Source organism: Pseudomonas sp. (assembly GCF_050739655.1).
GTDB lineage: Bacteria > Pseudomonadota > Gammaproteobacteria > Pseudomonadales > Pseudomonadaceae > Aquipseudomonas.
Map to the genome: position 1 here is coordinate 67810 of NZ_JBOIBY010000260.1, position 8212 is coordinate 76021.

At 60.0% G+C, this 8212-nt stretch carries 7 protein-coding genes and 1 pseudogene; 5 read left to right on the forward strand and 3 right to left on the reverse strand.

The genetic code is table 11. The features are described 5' to 3' along the window. Nucleotides 1–54 precede the first annotated feature (54 nt). Complete coding sequence (locus ACRESJ_RS13060; protein WP_431758254.1) at nucleotides 55–960, reverse strand: LysR substrate-binding domain-containing protein; 906 nt, start codon at nucleotides 958–960, stop codon at nucleotides 55–57. 119 nt (nucleotides 961–1079) lie between these two features. On the opposite strand from ACRESJ_RS13060, the gene ACRESJ_RS13065 reads away from it, so the two are divergent. Further along, entirely contained in the window at nucleotides 1080–2477 is a 1398-nt protein-coding gene (locus ACRESJ_RS13065) for an MFS transporter (RefSeq protein ID WP_431758255.1), read from the forward strand. Further along, the gene (locus tag ACRESJ_RS13070; RefSeq protein WP_431758256.1) at nucleotides 2474–3748 is read left to right on the forward strand and encodes a glucarate dehydratase family protein; all 1275 of its coding nucleotides are present in this window, start codon (nucleotides 2474–2476) and stop codon (nucleotides 3746–3748) included. The genes ACRESJ_RS13065 and ACRESJ_RS13070 overlap by 4 nt, the downstream gene beginning before the upstream one ends. A gap of 192 nt (nucleotides 3749–3940) precedes the next feature. On the opposite strand, the gene ACRESJ_RS13075 is transcribed toward ACRESJ_RS13070, so the two are convergent. Next, a complete protein-coding gene (locus tag ACRESJ_RS13075; protein WP_431758257.1) occupies nucleotides 3941–4729 on the reverse strand; it encodes a hypothetical protein in 789 nt (262 codons plus the stop codon). 107 nt (nucleotides 4730–4836) lie between these two features. Between ACRESJ_RS13075 and ACRESJ_RS13080 the strand changes: the two genes are divergently transcribed. From ACRESJ_RS13080 to ACRESJ_RS13090, 3 genes and pseudogenes are all read left to right on the forward strand, one after another. Beyond that, nucleotides 4837–5781: an aldo/keto reductase gene (locus ACRESJ_RS13080; RefSeq protein WP_431758258.1), complete on the forward strand. Its 945-nt coding sequence runs from the start codon at nucleotides 4837–4839 to the stop codon at nucleotides 5779–5781. A 212-nt stretch (nucleotides 5782–5993) separates the two neighbouring features. Next, nucleotides 5994–6140: pseudogene (locus ACRESJ_RS13085) on the forward strand (hypothetical protein); the annotation flags it as partial. 93 nt (nucleotides 6141–6233) lie between these two features. Next, nucleotides 6234–6887 carry a peroxiredoxin gene (locus ACRESJ_RS13090; RefSeq protein ID WP_431758259.1) on the forward strand — a complete coding sequence of 218 codons (654 nt, stop codon included), beginning with the start codon at nucleotides 6234–6236 and terminating at the stop codon, nucleotides 6885–6887. A gap of 152 nt (nucleotides 6888–7039) precedes the next feature. Here ACRESJ_RS13090 and yghX read toward each other — a convergent pair whose 3' ends face one another. Further along, the gene (gene yghX / locus ACRESJ_RS13095) at nucleotides 7040–7927 is read right to left on the reverse strand and encodes a YghX family hydrolase (RefSeq protein WP_431758260.1); all 888 of its coding nucleotides are present in this window, start codon (nucleotides 7925–7927) and stop codon (nucleotides 7040–7042) included. Nucleotides 7928–8212 lie beyond the last annotated feature (285 nt).

Below are 8212 nucleotides of genomic sequence, written 5' to 3' on the forward strand. Positions count from 1 at the left end.
GTGTTGATTACGTGATGCCCCCGCAGATAGTAGCGTCAGGCTGGAGCTGTTGGGTCATGACAACCCCCAACCCTCACGCACTGCCCGTCGAATCCCATCCAGCAACATCGCAAACGCCGGATTGTCGTTGTTTTCGCGCCAGATCAGATGCAGTTCGCTCTGTACACCTTCGCCCAGGTCGATATCGCGAAACACCACGCTTTTGAACACCACGCTGGTGGCGCAGCGCGGCACCAGGGCCAGGCCCATACCGGCGTTGACCAGCGCCAGGATCGTCAGGGACGAACCCAGCCATTGCACGTAATCCGGGGCGACACGGGCCGAGCGCAGCATGCCGGTCAGCAGTTCGTTGAAGGGCGGGTAGGCGGCGTGGGAGTACATCAGGAACGGTTGCCCATCGAGGTCCTGGACCGACACATTGTCGGCAGCGGCCAAGGGGTGCGTGCTTGGCACGGCCAACACGAACGGCTCGCGCACCAGGCACTCAGTGGAGTAGCCCGGTTCCAGAAGGGGCGCACGGACGATGCCCAGGTCAATGCGCCTGGCACGCATGGCTTCGTGCTGCTGGTAGGTGTTCATTTCCGACAGAACTATTTTGACGTGGGGCTGTTTGAGTCGCGCTTCGGCAATGACCTTGGGCAAAAACTCGTACACCGCGCTGCCGACGAAGCTGATATTGACCGAGCCGATGTCACCCTCGGCGAAGCGTCTGGCCGTCACCGCCGCTTGCTGCGCGCGCTCCAGCAGGTTTTGCGCTTCGATGAAAAACGCCCGACCGGCGGCAGTGAGGGCGACGCTGCGAGTGCTGCGGGTGAACAGTTCGACGCCCAGGTGATGCTCCAGCAATTGGATCTGCCGACTGAGCGGTGGTTGGGTCATGTTCAGCCGTTCGGCGGCGCGGCGGAAATTCAGTTCCGTGGCCACGGTGGTGAAGCAGCGCAGTTGAGTCAGTTCGAACATTGATCTAATCCGGGTATCAATCGAATGCCAAGTTAGATTAGACGGGATCAATGCGGGCGTCCATGATCGGTCCAAGCAGAAAGCTATCCCCAAAAAGAACAATGAACGGGAGTCGCCCCTTGAAAACCCTACAGAGTCCACCCGACCCGAACGTGCTGGCCCGCGCCGCGGCCAAAGTGAAGCGCCATGTGCTGCCGCTGTTCGTGGTGATGTTCATCGTCAACTACATCGACCGGGTCAACATCGGCTTCGTGCGCAGCCACCTGGAAACCGACCTGGGCATCGGTGCTGCCGCCTATGGCCTGGGCGCCGGGTTGTTTTTCATCGGTTACGCGATCTTCGAAGTGCCGTCCAACATGCTGCTGCAACGTTACGGTGCGCGGGCCTGGCTGACGCGCATCATGTTCACTTGGGGTGCGGCGGCGATGGCGATGGCCTTCGTACGCGGCGAGACCAGCTTCTATGTATTGCGCTTTATTCTTGGCGCCGCCGAAGCGGGCTTTTTTCCCGGCATCATTTACTACTTCACCCAGTGGCTGCCGTCGACTGAACGGGGCAAGGCCATGGCGATTTTTCTCAGCGGCTCGGCCATCGCCTCGGTGATTTCCGGCCCGGTGTCCGGTGCGCTGCTGCACATCAACGGCCTGAGCCTACATGGCTGGCAGTGGATGTTCCTGATCGAAGGTTTCGCCTCCATCGTGCTCTGCGGTTTCGTCTGGTTCTGGCTGCAATCCCATCCCCGTGAAGCGAAGTGGCTGAGCGAAGAGGAAAAGACCGCACTGACCACTGCCATTGCGATTGAACAACAGGCCCGCGATGCCACGCGGACGGTCAAGCCGTCGATGTTCAAATTGTTGGCAGACAAACAAATCGCGCTGTTTTGCTTCATCTACTTCTCCATCGCCCTGACCATCTACGGCGCTACTTTCTGGTTGCCAAGCATGATCAAGAAAATGGGCAACCTCGGTGACTTCCAGGTCGGCCTGTTCAACTCGATCCCGTGGATCATTTCCATCGTCGCCATGTACGGCTTCGCGGCCATGGCCAGCAAGTGGAAATTCCAGCAGGCGTGGGTGTCGGTGACGCTGGTGATCGCCTCGTTCGGCATGTTCATGTCCACCACTGGTGGCCCGGTGTTTGCCTTTGTCGCCATCTGTTTTGCCGCCATCGGTTTCAAGGCAGCCTCGGCCTTGTTCTGGCCGATTCCGCAAGGCTACCTGGATGCCCGCATCGCTGCGGCGGTGATCGCCTTGATCAACTCCATTGGCAACCTGGGCGGTTTCGTCGCACCCACCGCGTTCGGTTTCCTTGAGCAAAGCACCGGCTCCATCGAGGGAGGCTTGTACGGTTTGGCCGCCACGTCGCTGGTGGCGGCCGTGGTGATCTTCTTTGCCCGTACCGCCCCACGCGGCGACAGCCTCCCTGCGCTGAGCGGCGCAGCGGTCGAGGCTGGTGCCGCAAAAAAGCCAGTCAGTCATCAAGCCCTGAAATCTGATCCAACGGGAGCAGCCTCTTGAAAATCAAACGAGTCACCGTCACCCCCATCGCTTTCCGTGATCCGCCATTGCTCAACGCCAGCGGCATCCACGAACCCTTTGCGCTGCGCTCGATTATTGAAATCGAAAGCGACAATGGCTACATCGGGCTGGGTGAAAGTTATGGCGATGCGCCGGCGCTGGCGATCCAGCAGCAATTGCAGAACCAGTTGATCGGTCTGGATCCGTTCAACCTCAATCAGCTACGCAGCATCGTTCAGGCGACGGTGGCGGCGAACAAGCCGGCGAGCATTGCCGGTGCGGAACTGGCCCCCGGCTCCCACGCCAGCAAAGCGGTGAGCAATGCCTACTCGGCGTTCGAAGTGGCGTTCCTTGATTTGCAGGCGCATTCGCTGAATGTGCCGTTGGTGGACTTGCTGGGCGGGGCGATCCGCGACGAGATTCCATTTAGCGCCTACCTGTTCTTCAAGTACGCGCAGCACGTCGATTCACCCTACAAGCCGGACAATTGGGGCGAGGCGTTGAACGAGGAGCAAATCGTCGCCCAGGCACGCCGGATGATCGAGGCCTACGGTTTCAAGAGCATCAAGCTCAAGGCGGGCACCTTGCCGCCCGAGCATGAAGTGTCGTGCATCAAGGCGCTGAAAAAAACCTTCCCCGGCTACCCGCTGCGTATCGATCCGAACGGCAACTGGTCGCTGGAAACCTCGATCCGCATGGCCGAGTTGCTGGGTGACGACCTGCAATATTACGAAGACCCCACGCCGGGCCTGGAAGGCATGGCCGAGCTGCACAAACGCACCGGCCTGCCGCTGGCGACCAATATGGTAGTCACTGACTTCGATGAGTTGCGCCGCAGCGTGGCCCAGAACAGCGTGCAGATCGTGCTGGCCGATCACCATTACTGGGGCGGCCTGCGCGACACCCAGGCGCTGGCGAAAATGTGCGAGACCTTTGGTCTTGGCGTGTCCATGCACTCCAACTCACACCTGGGCATCAGCCTGATGGCCATGGCCCATGTGGCCGCCTCGGTGCCCAACCTCGATTACGCCTGCGATACCCACTATCCGTGGCAGGAACCGGACGAAGAGGTGATCAAGGGCGGCAAACTGCCGATCGTCGATGGCTGCGTGAAGATCACCCGTGCGCCGGGGCTGGGTCTGGAATTGGATCATGATCAGTTGGGCAAGCTGCATGACCAGTATCTTAGCTGTGGCATTCGTCAGCGCGATGACGTGAAGCAGATGCAGCGTTATAAGCCGGAGTGGAAGGCGGTGAAGCCACGGTTTTGATTGCAGGGTCTAAATGAGCATGTAGCAACCTTTGGTCCGGGAGCGTGGGCGCGCTTCCCGGACTTTTTTATCTTCCCTGATAACAACATTTCTCCTGAAGGAGCTGCCGAAGGCAGCGATCTTTTGATGTTGGCTTTTATAAAACAAGATCAAAAGATCGCAGCCTTCGGCAGCTCCTACACGGGGGTACCATCAATCCGGTGCACCCAGGGCCTTGAAGTACTCAGGGCTTTCGCTGATCGAATTGTGCCCCGTTCCCGAAATGACCTCCATCGAGGCCATGCCCTTGGCAAAATGGCTGTACAGCCGCTGCGTGCTTGCCGCTGGAATTACCTCATCGTATTCGGCGGCGATCAGTCGGGTCGGCACTGTGATGTGTGGGGCGTAGCGCCAGGATTCGAATTTATCCTTTAACAGCCATCGCACTGGAAACCAGCGGAACTGACGCGCGGCGAGTTCTTCCAGGCTGTTGTAGGGCGTGACCAGCAACAGGCGGGTGGCCGGGCGAACACTGGCCAGACGCACGGCAACCCCCGAACCCAGGCTGCGTCCGGCTACGACCACCTGCGGATGGTCTGCATAGACCTTGTCGAACAGTGTCATGGCATCGCGGGCAATGGCTTCCTCGGAGGCTGAGCCGCTGCTGCCGCCGAAGCCCCGGTAGTGCATGAAGTACAGCGCATGGTCGGGGAAGGCTTCGGCGAACGCCGGCAGGCTGCGCGAAACGTCCTCGGCGTTGCCACCGAAGTAAATCAGCGCGTTGGGGCCGGCATGGGGCCTGACGGAAACCTGCACCAGTGCGTCATCGACGGGCAGGGTCAGCAGCGATTCTGGTGAGCCCAAGGCACGGGGTTGCGGGTAGTAGATAAGCGCACGCTGAAAGACGAACAACGCAACGCAAAGCGCCAGGTACACCGTTGCGGGGATGACGACGAGTAGCACCAGGGTACGAGGCATTCGACTAACGTTAGTGGGCGGCATTGGCGGCTCCGGGGGGCAATCTGAGTGTAGCTGGCGCTAATGGAAGGCCCTGATGCCCGGTGACAAGTGTCCGGGTCGAAACGTGATTGGCGGGCAAGGGACGATTTATGAGCCATCCTGTGGGGTACACCCGTAGAAAAATACTTACGCTGGCTGCCGGTGTTTCGGCGGTCTTCACGTTCGGTCCGACCGGCGCGCAAACCCCGCCGTCGACGGGAACAGGAGGCAAGAGCATGCAGACCCGCGTCATTCCTTCCAGCAAAGAGTCTTTGCCCATCGTGGGCCTGGGCACCTATCGCGGCTTTGACGTGGCCCCCGGCGATGCCGCCTACAAGCAATTGCCCGCCGTGCTCAGGGCGTTGTTCGAGAAGGGCGGTACGGTGATCGACAGCTCTCCGATGTACGGTCGCGCTGAACAGACCACCGGCGAATTGCTGTCGATCCATGAACCGCGCTCGCCGGCATTCCTGGCAACCAAGGTATGGACCCGCGGTCGCGAAGACGGCATTGCGCAGATGGAACAGTCCTTCGCGCTGTTGCAGACCGACCGCATCGACCTGATGCAGATTCACAACCTGCTGGACTGGCAAACCCACCTGCCAACCCTGCGCCAGTGGAAGGAGGAGGGGCGAATTCGCTACATCGGCATCACCCATTACACCGCATCGGCCTATGACGAAGTTGAAGCGGTGCTCAAGGCCGAGCCGCTGGATTTCCTGCAGATCAACTATGCGCTGGATGATCGCGCTGTCGAAAAGCGCATTCTGCCGCTGTGTCGCGAGCGCGGTGTGGCGGTGATCTGCAATCGGCCGTTCGGCGGCGGTGGGCTGCTGGGGAAGCTCAAGGACAAACCGCTACCGGGCTGGGCCGCTCAGGTCGGGGTCAAGAGCTGGCCGCAACTGACCCTCAAGTTCCTGTTGTCACATTCGGCGGTCACCTGCGTTATCCCCGGCACCGGCAACCCGCGCTACATGGCGGAAAACGCTGGCGCAGGTTTCGGACCGATGCTGACCGATGCGCAGCGGCATCAGTTGATTGCGTTGGTGGATTGACCGAACGGCCTTGCGGAATGTGTCCCGTGTAGGAGCTGGCTTGCCAGCGAAAATCGTCAACGATGACGCGTTAATCCTGATGCCCCACGGTGGCCTCGGGTTTTTCGCTGGCAAGCCAGCTCCTACAGGAGGGAATTGTGGTTGTCGCACCGTTGTAGGCGCTGTCGAGTGCAACGATGCTGCGATGGCGCAGTGTCAGGCGCCATAGATGTTTGTCCAACCTTATCGGGCTTGTGGTGCTGTTCGTGGCCGGTTGGATCCTGGCGCGGTACGCCGCAGCCAAACCCTGGCAGGGTAGCGTTGCGCTGGCGGTTGTCGGTGCGGCGCTGATCGCGGCGATCATCGCGCTTGGCGGTTGAGAGCCGTCATTCGTCTCCTATACTGAGTCGCTGACTGGCTCGATAACCCACTCGAAAACCACCCCGATAACCATCACTTCAAGGAGATCAATCATGACAATCCGCATTGGCGATGAGGCACCGGATTTCACCGCCGACAGTACTGAAGGTCCTATCCGCTTTCACGAGTGGATCGGTGACGGTTGGGCCATCCTGTTCTCGCATCCGAAGGACTTCACACCGGTGTGCACCACAGAACTGGGCTGCATGGCGCGGTTGAAACCGGAGTTCGACAAGCGCAACACCAAAATCGTCGGGCTGAGCATCGACCCGGTCAGCGACCACCACGCCTGGGTTGGCGATATCGAAGAAACCCAGGGCCATGCCGTCAACTACCCCATGATCGGTGATGACAACCTGGTGGTGGCCAAGCTTTACGACATGATTCACCCCAATGCCAGCGGCGGCAAACGCACCGCCGTGGACAACGCCACCGTGCGTTCGGTGTTCATCATTGGCCCAGACAAAAAGGTCAAGGCGATGCTGATCTACCCGATGAGCGCCGGGCGCAATTTCGATGAAGTGCTGCGATTGCTCGACTCACTGCAACTGAACGCCAAACACACCGTTGCCACGCCGGTGAACTGGCGCCCGGGTGAAGACGTGATCATTCCGACATCGGTGTCGGACGAGGATGCCCGCAAGAAATACCCGGACGGGTTCAAAACCTTGAAGCCGTATTTGCGAGTGGTCCCACAACCGAAATAACCCCTATCGCGCAGTTGTTACAGATCGTTCCCACGCTCTGCGTGGGAACGCCTCAACGGACGCTCTGCGTTCGGCTTTTGATTGGGACGCAGAGCGTCCCGGGCTGCATTCCTTTGCTGCGCGTGGGAACGATCAAACCCTATGCCTGCTGCTCAAACCAAATACTTGCGAAACCACCCCAGCGTCCGCTCCCACGCCAGGTCCGCTGCCGCCTTGTCATAACGCGGCGTGGAGTCGTTGTGAAAGCCGTGATTGGCGCCGGGATAGATGAACGCTTCATACACCTTGCCCGAGTCTTTCAAGGCTTTCTCATAGGCGGGCCAGCCTTCATTGATCCGCGTGTCCAGCTCACCGTAGTGCAGCATCACCGGTGCCTTGATGCGCGGCACATCCTTGGCCTCGGGTTGGCGACCATAGAACGACACGGCAGCCCCCAGTTCTGGATACGCCACCGCCGCGGCATTGGTAACCCCACCGCCATAACAGAACCCGGTAATGCCGACTTTTCCGGTGCCGGCGTCATGTTTCATCATCCATTCAACCGCCGCGAAAAAGTCATTCATGAGTTTTTCCGGATCGACCTTTTCCTGCAGGGCACGGCCCTTGTCATCGTTGCCGGGATAGCCACCCACCGACGTCAGACCATCCGGTGCCAGGGCAATGAAACCTGCCTTGGCCAGACGCCGGGCGACGTCCTCGATGTAGGGGTTGAGCCCACGGTTTTCATGCACGACAACCACTGCGCCGACCTTGCCGGTGGCTTTCGCCGGGCGCACCAGATATCCGCGTACTTGCCCGTGGCCCTTGGGAGACGGGTAGGTGATGTACTCGGCAATGATGTCCGGGTCGGTGAACTCGACTTGCTCGGCCAGTGCATAGTTCGGGCTCAAGGAAGCGAGCAGCGCACTGGCGGTCAAGCCACCGAGGGTAAACAGCGCGGCACGGTCGAGAAACTCGCGTCGATTGATCAGGCCGTGGGCGTAGTAGTCGTAGAGCTCCAGCAGTTGCGGGGAAAAGTCTTTCGCAGTGAGGCGGGTCATGGGGGCACTTCCTCGGCGGGTTAAATACAGCGACCGTAGGAGCGAGCTTGCTCGCGAAAAACCTGTAGACGCCGCGACCAGTCAGGATGCTCGCGTCATCGTTAACGTTTTGCGCGAGCAATCGAGCGTCGACCGGCTGCTCCTACAGTTCCTTAACTGACCGGCATTAGGGCAAGCCTGGCTCCTACAAAGTCCTGTGGCGTTTACAACACCGAAGCCGTCTGCGGCAGTTTCGGCTGGCGATACAGGTCCAGCAGCACCTGGTCGAGCACAGACGATGCGCCG